The organism is Beijerinckia sp. L45 (assembly GCF_009765775.1).
Classification (GTDB): domain Bacteria; phylum Pseudomonadota; class Alphaproteobacteria; order Rhizobiales; family Beijerinckiaceae; genus RH-AL1.
The window spans coordinates 46,269-63,012 of the sequence record NZ_LMUU01000270.1; the positions used below are offsets into that span (position 1 = coordinate 46,269).

General features: G+C 66.0%; 22 protein-coding genes. 4 read left to right on the forward strand and 18 right to left on the reverse strand.

Annotated elements, in window-relative coordinates:
- Positions 1 to 117 precede the first annotated feature (117 nt).
- The 8 genes from GSQ79_RS27615 to GSQ79_RS27650 form a co-directional block, all read right to left on the reverse strand.
- A complete protein-coding gene (locus GSQ79_RS27615; protein ID WP_158811970.1) occupies positions 118 to 474 on the reverse strand; it encodes a DUF983 domain-containing protein in 357 nt (118 codons plus the stop codon).
- Between the two features lie 196 nt (positions 475 to 670).
- Positions 671 to 1,210 carry a c-type cytochrome gene (locus tag GSQ79_RS27620; protein WP_158811948.1) on the reverse strand — a complete coding sequence of 180 codons (540 nt, stop codon included), beginning with the start codon at positions 1,208 to 1,210 and terminating at the stop codon, positions 671 to 673.
- Positions 1,200 to 2,474, reverse strand: a complete 1,275-nt coding sequence (soxC, locus tag GSQ79_RS27625; protein WP_158811949.1) for a sulfite dehydrogenase — start codon at positions 2,472 to 2,474, stop codon at positions 1,200 to 1,202. Before soxC ends, GSQ79_RS27620 begins: the two co-directional genes overlap by 11 nt.
- A gap of 293 nt (positions 2,475 to 2,767) precedes the next feature.
- Positions 2,768 to 3,511, reverse strand: coding sequence for a 1-(5-phosphoribosyl)-5-[(5-phosphoribosylamino)methylideneamino]imidazole-4-carboxamide isomerase (hisA, locus tag GSQ79_RS27630; protein ID WP_158811950.1), 744 nt, complete (start codon positions 3,509 to 3,511; stop codon positions 2,768 to 2,770).
- Positions 3,499 to 4,149, reverse strand: coding sequence for an imidazole glycerol phosphate synthase subunit HisH (hisH, locus tag GSQ79_RS27635; protein WP_158811951.1), 651 nt, complete (start codon positions 4,147 to 4,149; stop codon positions 3,499 to 3,501). Before hisH ends, hisA begins: the two co-directional genes overlap by 13 nt.
- Positions 4,146 to 4,535: a DUF2628 domain-containing protein gene (locus GSQ79_RS27640; RefSeq protein ID WP_158811952.1), complete on the reverse strand. Its 390-nt coding sequence runs from the start codon at positions 4,533 to 4,535 to the stop codon at positions 4,146 to 4,148. The genes hisH and GSQ79_RS27640 overlap by 4 nt, the downstream gene beginning before the upstream one ends.
- Before the next feature lie 171 nt (positions 4,536 to 4,706).
- Positions 4,707 to 5,294: an imidazoleglycerol-phosphate dehydratase HisB gene (hisB, locus tag GSQ79_RS27645; protein WP_158811953.1), complete on the reverse strand. Its 588-nt coding sequence runs from the start codon at positions 5,292 to 5,294 to the stop codon at positions 4,707 to 4,709.
- Between the two features lie 95 nt (positions 5,295 to 5,389).
- Positions 5,390 to 6,607 (reverse strand): DUF2252 family protein, encoded by a 1,218-nt coding sequence (locus GSQ79_RS27650; RefSeq protein WP_158811954.1) that lies wholly within the window; start codon positions 6,605 to 6,607, stop codon positions 5,390 to 5,392.
- Positions 6,608 to 6,749: 142 nt separating this feature from the next.
- On the opposite strand from GSQ79_RS27650, the gene GSQ79_RS27655 reads away from it, so the two are divergent.
- Both GSQ79_RS27655 and GSQ79_RS27660 read left to right on the forward strand, forming a co-directional pair.
- A complete protein-coding gene (locus tag GSQ79_RS27655) occupies positions 6,750 to 7,631 on the forward strand; it encodes an alpha/beta fold hydrolase (RefSeq protein WP_158811955.1) in 882 nt (293 codons plus the stop codon).
- Between the two features lie 306 nt (positions 7,632 to 7,937).
- On the forward strand, positions 7,938 to 9,428 hold the full coding sequence (locus tag GSQ79_RS27660) for a cytochrome c (RefSeq protein ID WP_246725633.1): 1,491 nt from the start codon (positions 7,938 to 7,940) through the stop codon (positions 9,426 to 9,428).
- 8 nt (positions 9,429 to 9,436) lie between these two features.
- On the opposite strand, the gene GSQ79_RS27665 is transcribed toward GSQ79_RS27660, so the two are convergent.
- The 7 genes from GSQ79_RS27665 to GSQ79_RS27695 form a co-directional block, all read right to left on the reverse strand.
- A complete protein-coding gene (locus GSQ79_RS27665; protein ID WP_158811957.1) occupies positions 9,437 to 9,892 on the reverse strand; it encodes a DUF1178 family protein in 456 nt (151 codons plus the stop codon).
- Positions 9,889 to 10,188: a glutaredoxin 3 gene (gene grxC / locus GSQ79_RS27670; protein WP_158811958.1), complete on the reverse strand. Its 300-nt coding sequence runs from the start codon at positions 10,186 to 10,188 to the stop codon at positions 9,889 to 9,891. The genes GSQ79_RS27665 and grxC overlap by 4 nt, the downstream gene beginning before the upstream one ends.
- A 56-nt stretch (positions 10,189 to 10,244) precedes the next feature.
- Positions 10,245 to 11,030, reverse strand: coding sequence for a ComF family protein (locus tag GSQ79_RS27675; protein WP_158811959.1), 786 nt, complete (start codon positions 11,028 to 11,030; stop codon positions 10,245 to 10,247).
- Between the two features lie 15 nt (positions 11,031 to 11,045).
- Positions 11,046 to 11,510 (reverse strand): MarR family winged helix-turn-helix transcriptional regulator, encoded by a 465-nt coding sequence (locus tag GSQ79_RS27680; RefSeq protein WP_158811960.1) that lies wholly within the window; start codon positions 11,508 to 11,510, stop codon positions 11,046 to 11,048.
- A gap of 186 nt (positions 11,511 to 11,696) precedes the next feature.
- Positions 11,697 to 12,371, reverse strand: coding sequence for a metallophosphoesterase family protein (locus GSQ79_RS27685; RefSeq protein ID WP_158811961.1), 675 nt, complete (start codon positions 12,369 to 12,371; stop codon positions 11,697 to 11,699).
- A gap of 5 nt (positions 12,372 to 12,376) precedes the next feature.
- Positions 12,377 to 13,018, reverse strand: coding sequence for an urease accessory protein UreG (gene ureG, locus GSQ79_RS27690; protein ID WP_158811962.1), 642 nt, complete (start codon positions 13,016 to 13,018; stop codon positions 12,377 to 12,379).
- Between the two features lie 10 nt (positions 13,019 to 13,028).
- Positions 13,029 to 13,700 (reverse strand): urease accessory protein UreF, encoded by a 672-nt coding sequence (locus GSQ79_RS27695; protein ID WP_158811963.1) that lies wholly within the window; start codon positions 13,698 to 13,700, stop codon positions 13,029 to 13,031.
- A gap of 154 nt (positions 13,701 to 13,854) precedes the next feature.
- Between GSQ79_RS27695 and GSQ79_RS27700 the strand changes: the two genes are divergently transcribed.
- Positions 13,855 to 14,196, forward strand: coding sequence for an acyl-CoA thioesterase (locus tag GSQ79_RS27700; protein ID WP_158811971.1), 342 nt, complete (start codon positions 13,855 to 13,857; stop codon positions 14,194 to 14,196).
- A 24-nt stretch (positions 14,197 to 14,220) separates the two neighbouring features.
- On the opposite strand, the gene GSQ79_RS27705 is transcribed toward GSQ79_RS27700, so the two are convergent.
- The 3 genes from GSQ79_RS27705 to GSQ79_RS30500 form a co-directional block, all read right to left on the reverse strand.
- Entirely contained in the window at positions 14,221 to 14,910 is a 690-nt protein-coding gene (locus GSQ79_RS27705) for a c-type cytochrome, methanol metabolism-related (RefSeq protein WP_368669986.1), read from the reverse strand.
- A 142-nt stretch (positions 14,911 to 15,052) separates the two neighbouring features.
- Complete coding sequence (locus GSQ79_RS30495) at positions 15,053 to 15,355, reverse strand: SH3-like domain-containing protein (protein WP_158811964.1); 303 nt, start codon at positions 15,353 to 15,355, stop codon at positions 15,053 to 15,055.
- A complete protein-coding gene (locus GSQ79_RS30500; RefSeq protein WP_210253240.1) occupies positions 15,352 to 15,723 on the reverse strand; it encodes an SH3-like domain-containing protein in 372 nt (123 codons plus the stop codon). The genes GSQ79_RS30495 and GSQ79_RS30500 overlap by 4 nt, the downstream gene beginning before the upstream one ends.
- A gap of 143 nt (positions 15,724 to 15,866) precedes the next feature.
- Here GSQ79_RS30500 and GSQ79_RS27720 point away from each other — a divergent pair.
- Positions 15,867 to 16,744, forward strand: an 878-nt coding sequence (locus tag GSQ79_RS27720; RefSeq protein WP_174243287.1) for an MFS transporter, incomplete at its 3' end; no start/stop codon positions are given.

A 16,744-nucleotide genomic window follows, 5' to 3' on the forward strand; every position in this document is an offset into this window, starting at 1 on the left:
TGAAACGTCGCCAGGGCCGTCTTTGCGAGCGGAGCGAAGCAACCCAGGTGCAATCGGACCGCTATCGAAGAAGCAGCGGCTCCTGGGTCGCTTCGCTTTCGCTCGCGATGACGACGTTCAGCCGTCCAGCTGATGCGGCGCGGGCTCCTGCGCCGGGGCAAGTCGTCCCTCCTCGGCCTTGTAGTAATATTGGCTGGCGACGAGCCAGCCCTTCAGCGGCCGCAGCGGCGGAATGCAGAACAGCAGGATCGCCGGCAGGCTGGTGAAGACATGCACCCACCAGGGCGGCGAAAAATGCACCTCGATCCACACCGCGAGGGCGATCGCGGGCACGCAGGTGAAGCAGATGACGAAGAAGGCCGGGCCGTCGGCGGGATCGGCAAAGGTGTAGTCCAGCCCACAGACGTCGCAGCGCGGCGCGAGAGTCAGGAATCCGTTGAACAGCTTGCCCTTGCCGCAGCGCGGGCAGCGCATCGCCAGGCCGCTGCGGACGGGCGAGAGATCGGGCCATTCCTTAGCGGTGGCGCTCGTCGGGGTGTCGGTCACATCGGCCTCACAAGGCAAGCGCGGACCCGGGCCAAGCCCATGAAATCAAGCGTGTTCGCGCGCACCCTTTATGGCGGATGCGCATGGCAGATCCAAGCCTCCGCACCGTCCCTAGGACATTATGTCAGTGTTCGCCCGGCCGGTCCGGCACGTAGCCGCTGACGAATTTTCCGCGTTCCGGCATCGCCACCGCCGGCAGTGACGTGGCGTCGAGCACGGCATTTTCCGGCACGAGGTGGTTCAGGTAGAGGACGTAAGCAGAGACCGCGTAGACCTCGTCCGGCGCCAGCGTTTGCGGCGCGTTGAACGGCATCGCGCGGTGAATGTAGTCGTACAGCGTCGTGGCGTAGGGCCAAAAACTACCGACCGTCTTGTCCGGCTTGGCCGAGCCCATGGTGCCGGCGCCGCCGGCGAGGGCCGGCATCGGTTTGCCCAGACCATCGGCCCCATGGCAGCCGGCGCATTTGTCGGCATAGACGCGAGCGCCGTCGCTGACGCTGCCGTGGCCCGGCGGGAGGCCAGCTCCGTTGGGGGCGATATCGATGTTCCAGCCGGCGATTTCGGCCGGCGTCGCCGGTTTGCCGATTCCGTAGTCGGTGGCCAACGAGGGCGTGGCTTGAGAGACGACCGCGATCAGTGCGGCGGCAAAAATGCTAGCCCGCATTGCTCACCGCTCCTTCCGCCGACACGGCCCAGGTCTGGATGGCATTATAGTGATAATATGATCTGGCGTCGCGTTGCTGCAGCAAAGCATCATGGCTCGGCTGCACCACGCCTGTCTCATCGGTCGACCGGCTTGCCAGTTTGGCCGACTGACCGTGCCAGCGCCATGGCAGGCGGAAACGCGTCAGGCATTTGGGCAGCACCGGGCCTTGCAGCTCGGCATCGGCCCAGGTCGACCCGCCGTCCGTGCTCACCTCGACCCTGGTGATCTTGCCGCGCCCGGACCAAGCCACCCCGGAAATCTCACGAAACCCGGAGGCCCCAAGTTTTTGCCCGCCCGACGGCGACGTGATGACGGATTTGGCTTCCATCACGAAGTTGAACTGACGGACGCTGCCGTCCGGCATCACCCAGCTGTACTTGGACGTCTCCTCCCGCGTCTGCCACGGCTCGGTCCCGAACTTGAGCCGGCGCAGCCACTTGACGCTCATGTTGCCCTCGAAGCCGGGCAGGAACAGGCGCAGCGGATAGCCTTGTTCGGGCCGCAGCCGCTCGCCGTTCTGCGCATAGGCGAGCAGCGCGTCGTCCAACACCTTCTCGATCGGGATGCTTCGCGTCATCGCGGCAGCGTCCGCGCCTTCCGCCAGCATCCACTTCGCGTCGGGCTTGACGCCAAGCTCGCCGAGTACGGTCTTCAGCGGGACGCCAGTCCACTCGCAGCAGCTGAGCAGGCCGTGCGTATCCTGCACCGTATGTTCAGGCTTGGGCTTGCCCCAGTTCTGGGTATTGCCGGAACACTCGAGGAAGTGGATGCGCGAGGTTGCGGGGAAGTGCATCAGGTCGTCCATCGTAAAAATCATCTGTCGATCGACGAGACCGTGGATCAGCAGCCGATGCGCCGCCGGGTCGATGCTGGGCACGCCGGCGTGATGACGTTCGTAATGCAACCCATTGGGCGTGATGATACCGTGCAGAGCCTGCAGCGGCGTCAGGCTGACGGCCGCTTCCCGGGTCGGATAGGGCGATCCGGTCGAATTTTCCCGACGCACCACGGCGCTTTCGAATTTCGACGGCTGCCCGTAGGGCGGGCTCATCACCGGCGCGCCCTGCTCCTTTTGCCACGGTGGGGTGACGGGCGGCGCGTCAGCGATGTCGTCCGCGATCGCGGCCTGCGCCTCAAGTCCCGCGGCCGTCGCGAGCGTCAGCGCACCCGCCACGAAGGCGCGGCGCGAAGCAGTGGACGGGGTTCTGCGGCTGGCTGTCATCGGTTTGTGGAATCCATGGTCGTGGAGGCGTAAGCAGACGGGCGGGCGAACCGTACGTCCGACCCTTCGCGTCCCGCAAGGTGCCAAACCCGCGCAGCGGTCGCCCCGTTCCCCAAGAGCCGGATTCGCACAAACCTTTGATAACCGGTGTATTTTTGAAGTGCCCGCGCTTGCCTGGACCGCATCTGGCGGAAGAAAGCATCAGCTGCCGAGCTTCCGCCGAAACGACGCGCTATGAAGCGGCGCCAAAAAGCAAAGTTCTCGCGCCGTTTCCGGCATCTGGAACGCTGACGCTACCCCCGCCCCGCCGCAATCAGCGCCAGCGCCTCAGTCGGATCCAGACGGCCATCATATAAGGCGCGGCCGGTGATGGCGCCGTCGAGCACGGCGCAATCGGGCTGCAGCAGCCGCTTTACGTCGGCGATCGAGGCGAGGCCGCCGGAGGCGATCACCGGGATCGCTACGGCGTGCGCCAAAGCCAGCGTGCCCTCGATGTTCAGCCCGGCCAGAATCCCGTCGCGCAAAATGTCGGTGTAGATGATGGCGGCGACGCCGGCGTCCTCGAACCGCTTGCCGAGATCGGTCGCCGACAACTCCGAACTTTCCGCCCAGCCTTCCACGGCGACGAAGCCGTTGCGGGCGTCGATGCCCACTGCCACCTGGCCGGGAAAGCGGTTGGCGGCTTCGCGGACAAAGGCGGGGTCGCGCACCGCCGCGGTGCCGATGATGACCCGGGCGATGCCCTTGGCGAGCCAGGCTTCCACCGTCGCGATATCGCGGATGCCGCCGCCGAGCTGCACCGGCATTTTGACGCGCGCCAGAATGCTATCGACGGCGGCGGCGTTCATCGGCTTGCCGGCGAAGGCACCGTCGAGATCGACGACATGCAGATAGGAAAAGCCCTGCGCCTCGAAGGCGGCCGCCTGCGCGGCGGGATCGTCGTTGAAGACGGTCGCCTGGGCCATGTCGCCGAGCTTGAGCCGGACGCACTGGCCCTCTTTGAGGTCGATCGCGGGGTAGAGGATCACGGGTGCCATCGCAGGAAATTGGCGAGGAGGGCGAGGCCGAACGCCTGGCTCTTCTCGGGATGAAACTGGGTGCCGATCATCGTGTCCTTGGCGATGACGGCCGTGATCGGACCGGCATAATCGGTCGTCGCCACGACGTCAGCGGATGAAGCGGCGCGAAAGCCGTAGGAGTGGACGAAGTAGGCGTGCAACCCGTCGGGCCCGGTGGCCACGCCGTCGAACACCGGGTGCGCACGCACTGCGTCAAGCGTGTTCCAACCCATGTGCGGGATTTTGAGGTCCGGGTCGGACGGGCTAATGGCGTCGACGTCGCCTTGGATCCAGTCGAGCCCGGCCGTCTCGCCGTTTTCGAGGCCGCGCGTCGCCATCAGCTGCATGCCGACGCAGATGCCGAAGAACGGCCGGCCTTTGACCTGCACCGCCTCGTTCAGCGCGGCGACGAGACCCGGCACCGCGTCGAGCCCGGCACGGCAGTCGGCGAAGGCGCCGACGCCCGGCAGGATGATGCGTTCGGCCTTGGCGACGACGTCGGGATCCGACGTGAGGGTGATGGTTTCGGTGAGGCCGGCCTCACGCGCCGCGCGCTCCACCGCCTTGAAGGCGGAGTGCAGGTTGCCGGAGCCGTAATCGATGATCGCAACGCTCAAGGTTGGGTCTCCAGGCCGCCGGCTGGTAGCAGGCGGTCAAAAAAGCGGGCCTCCGCCGCGTCGCGGGTGCGGCCCTCGACGACGCCGACGAGCACGGCGCGGCGCGCGGCCTTGGCCTGACGCAGGCGGTTGCCCTCGAAGCCGATGAAAAGATGGGCCAGAAAGTCGACGGCGACCAAGGTGCCGGCGGCGACATGCGGCAGCATCACCAGCGCGAAGGCCACTTCGGCCAGGATCCAGATCAGCAAGGGGATCCACAACCGATGATAGATCAGCCAGATTTGCGCGAAGAAAAAGGCCGGCCAGGAGAAGCCGTCCTTGATGATCGTCGCGCGCTCGAGCGAGGCCTGATCCGCGCCGCGCGCCTGGATGACGTAGAGTGCCATGGTGGTTCCTCAAACTCTGGCGGCCCCAGGATCTACTCCTCTCCCCCTTGTGGGGAGAGGTTGGGAGTGGGGGTTCATGGTGTTCCTCGACGCTCGCGAAGGCGGATAGAACCCCCATCCCTGTCCCTTCCCCGCAAGGGGAAGGCGACGCACACGGGGCTCGCTTCGGCGCTACAGCGTCCCCTTGGTGGATGGGATCGCGCCGTTCTGCCGAGGGTCGACGGTCACGGCGACGCGAAGCGCCCGCGCCACCGCCTTGAACAGCGATTCCGCGATGTGATGCGCGTTGGCGCCGTACAGCGTCTCCAGGTGCAGGGTGATCCCGGCGTTCATCGCGAAAGCCTGAAAGAACTCGCGCACCAGCTCGGTATCAAACGTCCCGATTTTTTCCCGCGGGAAATCCGCTTTGAAGACGAGGAACGGGCGGCCCGACACGTCGATGGCGGCGCGCGACAGCGTTTCGTCCATCGGCAGCATCGCATCGGCATAGCGGGTGATCCCGGCGCGGTCGCCCATCGCTTGGCGGATCGCCTGGCCGAGCGCGATGCCGGTATCCTCCACGGTATGGTGGTCGTCGATGTGCAGGTCGCCGACCGCCTTGATCGTCATGTCGATCAGCGAATGCCGGCACAGCTGATCCAGCATGTGGTCGAAGAAGCCGATGCCGGTGGCGATCGTGCCTGTCCCCGTGCCGTCGAGATCGACGGTCACGGTGATGGCGGTTTCCTTGGTATCGCGCGCGACGGTCGCGGTGCGCATGGAGAGTCTCCGGATGAACGTCGCTTCTAAAGCGTATTGCGGAAAAGTTGGTAGACTTTTCCGCCGACAATCCGCGTCAGCCTTAAGGGAGCGTCCTACGCCGCCCGCAGCGCATAGCGCCGGCAGTGTTCGAGATAGCCCTGTTCGTGGCGGATCAGCAGCTCGATCACGCTGCTCCACAGCCAGGACGGCGCGTCGAGATTGCCGGGGCGGCGATGCGCCAGGTCACGCCGCCAGGTCGCGCGCGTCGCATCATCCATCTGCCGGCCGTGGGCGCTGCCGACGACAAAGGCGAGGTAGCGCGCGGCCTTCACCGCCTGCTCGCGGGAAAACTGTTCGATCTCGAGTTTGAGATCTTCCGGCATCAGCTCACGCAGCACGACCGGCCTGTCGAGGAAATCCGCCGCCATCATCCGCTCGCCGAGGTTTGGCGACAGCGCCTTGGCGCCGGCGACGACACGCTCGCCGAAATGCGTCGGCATGACTACGCCCGGCGCAGCGGGCGCCGCGGCCGGCACGGCTTCCTTCAGGTCGACGAGCGCGAGCTTGCCCTTGCGATTGCCGTTGATTTTTACAAGCGCGGCGTAGCGCAGCTTGCCGAGCGAGCTGCAGCCCTTCATCCAATAGGCCGCGTCGAGAAGTTCCAGTTTGGAATCCTCCGGCCGGCCGTTGAGCGAGAGGACCATCGTCTTGACGGCCGGCTGCTGAAACAAATCCTTGATGGCGGCGCGCTCGTCGGGCGACAGAGCCCAGAACTTCTTGCCCAGCGGGATCGTCGGCTTGACGTTTTCCAGCCGTTCGCGGGCAAGATGCCGCCAGCTGCGTCCCAGCGCTTCCCGGCGCACGAAGCTGACGACGTCAGGCTCGGGCACGGCGCCGTCGTCGCCAGGGTCGGCAAGGCCGAGCGCGTAGCCGCGCATCATCTCTTCCAGCATAAGCGCCGTGGTGACACCGGGGAGATCCGAGCCGCGTGCGGCGCTGGCGAGCGACACGCCGAGGCGAATGATGTCATGCGCGGGATTGCCGATCACCGTCTGGTCGAGATCGCGGATCTGGATATCCACGCGCCCCTCGGCGCTGGCCAAGGGACCGAGATTGCCGACGTGGCAATCGCCACAGATCCAAACCGCCGGTCCCTCGGGCAGGGTGCCGCGGTCGAGCCCTTCGAGCCACTCATAGAACTGCACCGTGTTGCCGCGCACAAAAGCGTGGGCCGAACGCGCCATCTTGGTGGTGCGCGTCGATTCCAGAATGTCCGCCCGTGCGGCTTCCGTCTCCGCCCCGGCCGGCTCGAACCCGATACCCTTCGACATGCACTCGACCTTTACTCGCGCGACCCACGATGCTGTCGCGAAGACCATTTCTGCGCAGCCAACGAACGGCGACGCGCTTCTATCCATCGCTTGTCATATAAATGTAGCATCATCCTTACAGTCTGTTGCGAGGATTGACGGTATGGCGATCACCACGCGGACCATCGCGGCCAACGGGCTGAGCTTCGCGGTGGACGAGGCCGGTGAGGGGCCGGATATCGCGCTTTGTCTCCACGGCTTTCCCGAAAGCCGGTTCTCCTGGCGCCATCAACTCGAGCCTCTAGCCGCGATGGGCTGGCACGCCGTCGCCCCCGATCTGCGCGGCTACGGCGACAGCAGCCGGCCGACGAGCGTCGAGGCCTATCGCTTGACGCACCTCGTCGCCGACGCGGCGGCGCTGTTCGACGTGTACGGTGCCCGTCGGCGCCTGCTCGTCGCTCACGACTGGGGGGCCGTCATCGCGTGGGCCTTTGCCATTGGCCAAGTGCGGTCGCTCGACGGGCTGGTGATCATGAACGTCCCGCATCCCGCGGTGTTTCGCGCGGTGCTGAAGCGCTCATGGGCGCAGCGGCGGCGCTCCTGGTACATCCTGTTCTTCCAGCTGCCGGTACTGCCCGAGTTGGCTCTGCGCGCGCAAGGCGCGAAGGCGGTTGCCCGCGCCTTCGCCGGCATGGCGGTGAACAAGGCGGCGTTTCCGCCGGCCGTGCTGCAGCACTTTCAGGCCAATGCGCTGCGGCCGGGCGCGGCCACCGCGATGCTCAATTACTATCGCGCCAACGCCCGCCGCCTCGGCGAGCCGACACCGAGCCCGATGATCGAGACCCCGATCCTGATGATCTGGGGCGAGGCGGACACGGCGCTCGGCCTCGAACTGACGGAGGGTTACGCGCCCTATGTCGCCGACTTCACCCTGAACCGTCTGCCCGGTGTCTCGCACTGGGTGCAGCAGGAAGCGCCGGACCTGGTCAACGCCAGGCTCGCGACCTGGCTTCGGGCCCGCGGGCTCGATCTCAGGCGGGCCTAGGCATCCCTCTTTGGGGGGAAGATCTGCGAGGTTGTTTCAAGTATCGCTGCGATATTCGGCGTAGGAATTCGAGTCTTCCCCGAGGTAAAGCGAAGCCGAAGCTGCCTTATGCAGTGAAGTGAAGCGTCGATGCCACGACGCTGCGCGCCCACGTCGCGCCAAAGCGTCCGGAACTGGCAATATCCCGCAACGTTTCAGCCCGATGCATGACCGTTGAGACCTGATCCCATGGATAGAGCACCGCGCGCGCCATCGCTTGCCCTTCGTAGCGTCCTCGCTGCGTGCCTTACCCTCTCGGTTTCGTCGTTGTTTTTCACGCCGGCCTCGGCGGCGGCGGATCCCGAGCTCGTCAAGAAGGGCGAGTATCTGATGCGCGCCGGCGATTGCATCGCCTGCCACACGGCACCCGGCGGCACGCCCTTCGCGGGCGGAATGTACATGAAGACGCCGTTCGGCGAGATAGCGACGCCCAATCTGACGCCGGACAAGGAGACCGGCATCGGCGACTGGAGCGACGACGATTTTTACCGCGCCGTCCACGAGGGCATCGGGCACCAGGACGAGTACCTTTATCCCGTCTTCCCGTTCCCCTGGTACACCAAGGTCACCCGCGAAGACGTGCTGGCGATCAAGGCCTACCTCTTCTCGCTGAAGCCGGAACACGCGCAGAACAAGCCGCTCAAATTTGCCTTCCCCTTCTCGATCCGCACGGCGCTGCTGACGTGGCGCACCGCCTTCTTCAAAGCCGATACGTTCAAGCCCGATCCCAAGGCCAGCGACGTGGTCAACCGCGGCGCCTATCTCGTCGAGGGCCTCGGCCACTGCGGTGAGTGCCACAACCAGAACAATCTGCTCGGCGCCTCCGACTGGAGCGGCAAGCTCGAGGGCGGCCAGATCAACGGCTGGTATGCGCCGAACATAACGTCAGACGGCAAGCAGGGCGTCGGCAGCTGGTCGGAAGACGAGATCGCGACCTTCCTGAAGACCGGCTCCGCCCCCGGCAAGACCGTGGCGCTCGGCCCGATGATGGAGACGATTCACGACAGCCTCAGCTATTTGAGCGATGCCGACCTCCACGCGATGGGCGCCTACTTGAAGGCGGTGGCGGCGAAGCAAACGGTGACCGCGTCGGAATCTTCGAAAGACCTGCCGGTTTCGGTCAATGCGCAGCAGACGTACCAGACCTATTGCTCCTCCTGCCACCAGGGGGACGGCAAAGGCATCCCCGGCGCCATTCCCGCTCTTGCCGGAAACGGCGCGGTGACGGCGAAGGGCCCGCAAAACGTCATTCGCGTGGTGCTCGGCGGCCTCGAAGCCAAGGACGGGCTGGCCCCGATGCCGGCGGTCGGCCAGGCGATGACCGACGACGAAATTGCCGCCGCGGTGAATTACGTCCGCAGCTCCTGGGGCAATACGGCGCCGGAAACCGCCGGCCCCGGCGAAGTACAGACCGCCCGCAAGGACGTGACGACGATGCTCTCCAGCCACGATGCCGGCGCGTGTCCGAAAATCGCCGACCAGAAGCTGGCCCAGGCCGTCGATGCGGCCGCCGTACAGGACCAGCTGAAGGACACCGACAACGGCAACATGCTGGGCAAGATCGATGCGATCGTGCCGAAGCTGAAGGCCAGCCTGCCCGGCGTGCAGGACGACGACATCGTCAACGCCTTGACCGTCGCCTATTGCCCGATCGCGCTAGGCGACACCAAGGCCAAGCCGGCGCAGCGTTCGATCAATCTGGGCAACTTTGCCAGCCTGGTCTACGGCCAGATCAAGCGACGCGACGCCAAGAACTGAAGGACGCGCTAGTTGAGTTCTTCCGGCAGCATCGGCAGCGGCAGAATCGCGACGCCGTCCTCGATCAGGGCGCGGGCCTCTTCGACGGTGGCCTGGCCATGGATGTGGCGGTGCGGAATGTCGCCGTCGTGCATCTGTCGCGCCTGATCGGAAAATTTTGCGCCGACATCCTCGCCTTCGCTGAGAACACGGTCGCGCACAGCCTTGAGAAAGCTGCGCGCCGCGATCTGGCGCTCGTCGAGCAGCGGCGTCTCGGCGGCGGGCGTTTCCACCGACGGCGTCACCGGTATGAGCGCGCCGCGGCTCACGACGGCCGGGGCCATGATCGTCTTGGCCACTTCAGCGGAATGACAGATGGGGCAGGCGATCAGCCCGCGCGCCGTCTGCTCGTCGTAGGCCGCACCATTGCGAAACCAGCTCTCGAACCGGTGGCCGTCGATGCAGGCCAGGGCGTAAAGAATCATGGCGCGTCTTGTCGAACCGTCTCGGCGTGGCCGGTCTCGACTAGAAGCGCATCGAAGCCGCCCGCGGCCTCGAGATCCTCGAGATCGTCGCAGCCGCCGATGTGCTGCTCGCCGACGAAGATCTGCGGGACGCTCGTGCGGCCGCCGGCGCGCGCCGTCATCGCCTGGCGGGCCGACCGATCGCCGTCGACGGCGATCTCCTGGAATGCCACGCCCTTGCCGGCCAGGATCGCCTTGGCGCGCTGGCAATAGGGACAAAACATCGTCGTGTAGATCACGACCTCTTGCGCCGCCATCCGCTCTCTCCTCTGTGGACCGCTCATATGGCAAGCGATGTGCCGAATGTCACGTGTCAGCCGACGACGACCCGGGCGAATACCAGCACGTCGACGCGCTTGGCTCCGCCACGCAGCACGGCCCGGGACGCGGCGTTGATCGTCGCCCCCGACGTCATCACGTCGTCGACCAGCACCACGGCCTTGCCGGCGACCGCGCCGCGGGCCTCGGCGGGTACGCGGAAGGCGCCCTGGACGTTGGCGGCGCGCTGAGTGCGCGTCAGCCCGACCTGCGGCGGCGTCGGTTTGACGCGGGTGAGCGCGAACGCCTCCATCGGCACGCCCGTGCGCTCCGAAATGGTGCGCGCCAGAAGAGCGGCCTGGTTGAAGCGCCGGCGCGCCAGGCGCCCGCGGTGCAGCGGCACCGGCATCAGGACGTCCGCCTCGGTGAGAAGCTCGTCTCCGGCGCGCGCCATCCAGGCGCCCATCGTCCGTGCCAGTTCGAGCCGGTCGCCGTATTTCAATCGGTGAACCAGCGATCGCGCCGGCCCGTCGTCGAAGCGGGCGACGGCCCGGGCGCGGGCGTAGACCGGCGGGTTGGCGATCGCTTCCGGCGAGAGCAGGCCTTCGGCCCCGAGATCGACGGCGAAGGGCGTGCCAAGCCGCTCGCAGAAGGGCCGGTCAATGAAGCGGATCGCGCTCCAGCAGGCCGGACATAATGCGTTGGAGGCGTCAGTGGCCTTGCGGCAGGCGAGACAGGACGGCGGAAACGCGAGGTCGATCAGAGGCGCCGTGATGCGGTCGAGGGAAGACCGCAGCCCCCGCCGCAACTCCCGGAAGACCGATGGATGCGCCGCAGACATTCCGGCTCAACAGCTTTAGGCCTCGACGTTCAGCGTCGCGATGAGCGTGTTGAGGTCGGTGCGGAGCGAAGCGATCTCGGCTTCCGACATCTTGAGCTGATGCACGATATCGCGGCGCACGCCAACGGCGCGGTCCCGAAGCGCGCGCCCTTCCGCGGTCAGCGAGATCTCGACCTCGCGCTCGTCCTGCAGCCGCCGGACGCGACTGACGAGGCCGAGACCTTCCAGCCGCTTCAACACCGGCGTCAGCGTGCCGGAATCGAGATGCAGGCGCTGGCCGATATCCGAGACCTTCAATCCGTCCTCGACCCAGAGGACAATCAGGATGAGATATTGCGGGTAGGTCAGGCCAAGCTCCTCGAGGAGAGGGCGATAGGCCTTCTTGATCGCGTGCGACGCGGCGTAGAGCGCAAAACACAGCTGGTTGTCGAGACAGAGCGGGTCGACAACATCGTCAGGTTGGCGGGCAACAAGATTCATGGAGCCACTCTTCCAATAAGCCCGCAGATCGCGACAAGCGGGTGCAATTATATTGCGATATGGCTAGTATGACAGGAATTCGCCAACTGGCAAAAGCGCAGTGTTTTGATTGTACGATCGTTTCGGACTTTAGCGCGCATAGCGCGAGAAAAACCATCATAACGCGCAATTGGCGATTAAAAATCCTTATTCGGTCCGAGCGATAGGTTTAATTTCCAAAAAATCGGCGGGGCCGCCTGCGATCGAATCGTCGAATACCGCGACGACAAGCCGGCCTGTTCGCCAAGCCAGCGTGTCGAGGGCGGTTCGCCCGGCAAACCGGCGCGGGCCGTCTTCGTAGGGATGATGGCCGTGGACCACGTGATACGTGCCGTGGCCTTCCGCGTAGCCACTCGGATAGCGCTTCCACATCAGCATCTTCATGTTCTGTCCATCGAGCGGCAGGCCGGGGTCGACGCCGGCATGGACGAACACGCGATGGCGATCGACATGCAGGCGCGGCAGGCGATCGATCCAGGCGAGGTGATCGCCGAGCGAGATGCCGGCGTGATGGTAGGAGGCGAGGGTATGGTCGCCGCCATTACCGAGCCACCAGGGCATCAGCGACGGATCGCGGCTCGCCTGCAGCATCATGTCTTCATGATTGCCCTTGAGGCAGATCCACGTCGACCCCGACGGCGGACCGCCGCGCAACCGTTCGATAATCTGGCCGCTTGCCGGCCCGCGATCGACATAGTCGCCGAGGAAGACCACCGTGTGATCGGCGCCGTCGGCGTGAGTGTCGATCGCGGCCAGGGCCGCTTCGAGCAGGTCGAAACGGCCATGCAGATCGGCGACGGCGAATGTCAGACGTGGCGTCATAGGGCTCAGGCTTGCGCCAGCGCGGCGCCTCCGACCAGGCCGCCTTGCGCCTCGATGAAGGCGAGGATCGTCTCCAGGCCCTCGCCGCTGCGCATGTTGGTGAAGACGAAGGGTTTGGCGCCGCGCATCCGTTTGGCGTCGCGATCCATGACCTCCAGCGACGCGCCCACATGCGGCGCGAGGTCCATCTTGTTGATCACCAGCAGGTCAGACCGGGTGATGCCGGGGCCGCCCTTGCGCGGGATCTTCTCGCCGCCGGACACGTCAATGACATAGATGGTGAGATCGGCGAGCTCGGGCGAAAACGTCGCCGCGAGATTGTCGCCGCCGGATTCGATGAGCACGAGATCGAGCGCGGGGAATTTGGTCCGCATGGTCTTGATCGCGGCGAGATTCATCGAAGCGTCCTCGCGGATCGCGGTATGCGGACAGCCGCCGGTCTCGACACCCATGATCCGCTCGGCGTCCAAGGCGCCGGCCTCGGTCAGGATACGCGCATCCTCCTTGGTATAGATGTCGTTGGTAATCGCGGCGATGTCGTAGAGCGTGCGGAATCGCTTGCAGATCTGCTCCATCAGCGCGGTTTTGCCGGAGCCGACGGGGCCGCCGATACCGATGCGGAGCGGGCCATGGGGCGAAGCGGTCATCGATTGTCACTCATGAACGAAAGAGCCGGGAATACTGCGTCTCGTGACGCATCGATGCAATGTCTGCGCCCCATGCCGCGGTCCCGCAATCCTCGATCGAGGAGGTCGCGGCCCAGGCCGCGAGGCGCGCAAGCGCCGGGCACAGCGCGGCGATGATGGCCTGCGCCTCGGTCTGGCCGATCGGCCCGAGGCGGACCGCCGCCGACACCAGATTGCTGCACGCGGCTAGCGTAAAGGCGTCGAGCGTCGGATGCAGCGGGATGGCATGCGCCGCTGCGCTCACCCCGATGGCGGCGGGATAGGCGGCGTCGCCGTCCGCCAAAACCGTGACGAAATGCGCGATGGCCGGCGCCGGCCAGGCCGGGCCCACCGCCGCGAGAAAGGCGTTGCCCTGGGCAGCGGTCTCGAGCCGCCGCTCACGCGACGGCGCCAGCGCCAGCGCCAGATCGTTGACCGCGCAGGCTTCGGCAGCATCCACGGCGCGCCAAGCTGCGGCGAGAAGCGTCGCGTCGGCGCGGATCGACCCATGGGCGACGAGGTCCGCAAGCCAGGCCTGCAGACCCGCCGCGTTATGGACCGCGCCGGACTCCACGGCCCATTCGAGTCCGTGAGAGAATGCGAAGGCGCCGACGGGAAAGCCCGGCGATAGCCAGACAAGAAGCGGCAGCGGGAGCGGGGTCATGCGGTTTCGACGACTCTGGGATGCAACCTCACGCCTCCCCTTCGCCTTCCCAGCGTGCGGATTGTCGTGCAAAGCTTTCGCTTGATAGGACGCGAGGCCAGCTTTGAGCAATGATATTCCGCCGACCAGCGAACCGGCCATTCGCACCATCGCGATGCCCGGGGACACGAATCCGGCCGGCGACATTTTTGGCGGCTGGCTGCTGTCGCAGATGGATCTTGCCGCGGGCAGCGTCGCGGCCCGCCACGCGCGCGGCCGCTGCGCGACGATCGCCGTCGACAAGATCGTCTTCGTCGAGCCGGTGAAGGTCGGCGACGAGGTCAGCGTCTACGCCATGCTGGTTTCTACCGGCCGCACCTCGATGCAATTCGAAGTGACGGCCTGGCGACGGCGGCGCGACGGCGAAGACGTCCGCAAGGTGACCGGCGCGGTCTTCACCTTCGTCGCGCTCGATCTCGAGGGCCGGCCGCGCGCCATCCGCCCGATGGTGCTGTAGCGCGCGGTTTCTTCGGCGGTTTGTTTAGAAGCCGAGGCACGCCGTCTCGGCGTCGGCATAGTCCTTCGGCTTCTCTTCATGCTTCGACGGGCGCTGGCGATCCAGCTGATCCGTCGCGCGGGCGCGAATATAGACGTAAATGTCGTTGATGTAGCACTGGACGTTTTTGTTATCGCCGAACGACGGCATCACCAGGTTCGACGAGTTGCTGACATCCTGCTTGCCGGCGGCGACCGTCCCGAGGAAGTCGGGATAGCTGAGATGCTTCAGCGAATCGATGAGGGCGGGCGCGTAGCTCGAGCCCATCGCGTCCGGCCCGTGGCACACAAGGCAGTTGGCGCCGTAGCGGCGGTAACCCGAAAAGGTGAACCAGTCGAGCGTGCCGTCCTTGGCGATATGCGGGGTCGGATTGCCGTCTTTATTGACCCACATCCCGTTGGCCTGCTTGCCGACGGCGGGATCGGAGCTCTCCTTGGTGGTGGCCGCATCGGGCTTTTCGACGATCTTCGTCGGGTCTTCGCTGGCCATGTCGGCCTGCGCCTTCTTCACGTCGGCATCCGGCGCCGGGGTCGCAGGGGCTGAAGGCGCGGCGGCAGGAGTGGCGGCTTTGGGCGCCGGGGCCTGGGCCGCCACCATCGCGGGGGAGCCGGCGATCAGGCCGACGGACAGCAGACAGAGCGCAAAGGGCGTGCGGAGACGGGTCGTTGTGGGCACTGCGTTTCCTCTATGTTTGTTTTCTCGGACTTTTTTTCTGTTGTTTATCCAAGGGTTGGCCTACGCGCAACGCGCGGACGCCAGTTTGGTTTGTCATTTTCGTGAACACGGATGATTTGCCGCGCCTGTTTTTGAGGGGCCCTCAGGCCAACTCCAGCCAGGTCCGGTAGATTTCGATCTCGATCGTGTCGTTCGGCGGTCCGGCGTAATCCGGCCAGATTTCGGCCTGGCGAAACCGCACGCGATACAGTGCCGTGGCCGGCAGGCCCGAGCGCCGGAAGGCAAGCTCCTCGGGGTTGGGAAACGGGCCGAGGCGGCGCTCGACCACGCCGACGTGGCCGCGGATATAGGCCGGCGTGCGGACGTGGCCCGGCGGCCAGGCGCGGCGCACCACGACTTTTTCGCCCGGCGCAAACTCCCGCAGCGGCTTCCCCCCGGCGGTCATGGGCGGTCCAGCCCGCGCGCCTCGACCTCGGCCATCTTGCGACCGAGTTCGTCGCTCGACACCACGCCGCGATCGATCATCGCGGCGGTGATCGCCGCGATCCAGCGCTCGTAATAGCCCATCGTCTCGTAGGCGCCCGGTCCCAGCGCTTCGACGTTGCGCCGGAGTTCGTCAAGGATGAGCAGCTTGCGCGACGGATGCGTCAGCAGCATCATCATCGCGTCGACGCGACGCTCCCACAGCACGTGTTGATGCTCGTCCTTGAGCATCGTCGGCCCGGGATGGCCGCCCACATCGTGCGGGCCGGTCGGATGGCCTGTCGCGCCCGTCATCTTATCCTGCACGGAGGGCCCTTCCTCTTGGTTCACGAAAGGCACCTTCCCTCGCGACTGGATTGTCATTCCTGGTATCGCAGCATATCACGCCGTCTCGTGGCAACCGGTCAATTCGCACCTCCGGCTGTCCGGGCCGATCGATGGGCCCGACCATGCGCCGGTAAGTGAGGGTCTTGATGCTGGTTTCAGCCCGTATGCGCGTCTTTGCGTTGTTCGCGTTCGGCTATTTCGTCTCCTACGTGTTCCGCGGCCTGAACATCGGCTTCGCGCCATTCATCACCCATGATCTCGGGCTGTCCGCCGCCGATCTCGGCCTGCTCACCAGCCTGTACTTCCTCGGCTTCGCCGCAGCGCAGATCCCGGCCGGCGTGCTGCTGGACTGGTACGGGCCGCGGCGGGTCAATGCCGGCCTGCTGCTGCTCGCGGCGGCGGGCATCGCGGTGTTCGGCGCCGCGCCGAATCTCGGCACGATGATGCTCGGCCGCCTGATGATCGGGGTCGGCGTCTCGACCTGTCTCGGCGGCGCGTTCAAGGCGCTGGCGCTGCATTTCCCGGCGCGGCGGCTGCCGCTGCTGAACGGACTCACCATGGCGATCGGCGGTCTCGGCGGCGTGGTCGTCGGCTCGCCGCTGGCCTGGCTGCTGACGCAGACGGGATGGCGGGAGATCTGTTTCGGGCTGGCCGCCGTCACCGTCGGCGTGGCCGCAGTCCAGTGGGTCGGCGTGCCGGAATCGAACAGCCCGCCGCAGGGCGGCCTGCGCAACCAGTTCGCCGGAACCTGGCAGATCCTCAGCAGCGCGCCGTTCTGGAAGACGGCATGTTTCTCGACCACGACGCAGGGCGTGTTTTACGCGGCGCAGTCGCTGTGGGTCGGCGCCTATTTGCGCGATGTCTCCGCGCTGCCGACGGCCGAGGCGGCGGCCTTGGTGTCGGAACTCGGCATCGCGATGATGGCCGGTTGCGTCAGCTTCGGCCTTCTGGCCAAAGCGTTCGAGCGGCGGGGACTCTCTGCGCATATGTTCTGCGGCATCGGCATGATGCTCTTCGTGATCGA